We start from the raw sequence: 547 nt of genomic DNA on the forward strand, positions 1-547 counted from the left end.
ATTGTTCAACTTTACGACCACAACAAATGGTAGTGATCGAGCAATGGTTCCTGTTGGTGCTTACGAAAAAGTGATGCCTTTAGATATCTTGCCAACTCAGTTACTACGATCTCTGATTGTAGGTGATACAGAGCAAGCACAACTTCTAGGTTGTTTAGAGCTAGATGAAGAAGATTTGGCGCTTTGCACATATGTTTGTCCTGGTAAGTATGAGTACGGTCCGATTCTACGAGAGAATCTGACTCGAATCGAAATTGAGGGTTGATCATGGGACTTAGAACAGTTTTAGATAAAATGGAGCCCCATTTCGAGAAAGGGGGCAAGTACGAGAAGTGGTATGCGCTTTACGAAGCTGCTGACACCATTTTTTATTCGCCATCAAGTGTAACCAAAACCACATCTCATGTTAGAGATGGTCTCGACCTTAAGCGTATTATGATTACGGTTTGGTTGTGCGCATTCCCTGCTATGTTTTTTGGTATTTGGAACGTCGGTTTCCAGGCAAATACTGCTATAGCGGCTGGGCTGGGTACTATACCAACCGATT

Annotated in this window: 1 protein-coding gene and 1 pseudogene; both read left to right on the forward strand. The window is 43.0% G+C overall.

All coding sequences use genetic code 11. The features are described from left to right. Positions 1-265 (forward strand): annotated as a pseudogene (locus A3757_RS03970) (NADH:ubiquinone reductase (Na(+)-transporting) subunit A); the annotation flags it as partial. Positions 266-267: 2 nt separating this feature from the next. Beyond that, positions 268-547: RnfABCDGE type electron transport complex subunit D (locus tag A3757_RS03975; protein ID WP_197469735.1), on the forward strand; the 280-nt coding region annotated here is incomplete at its 3' end.

Source organism: Oleiphilus sp. HI0117, from assembly GCF_001635235.1.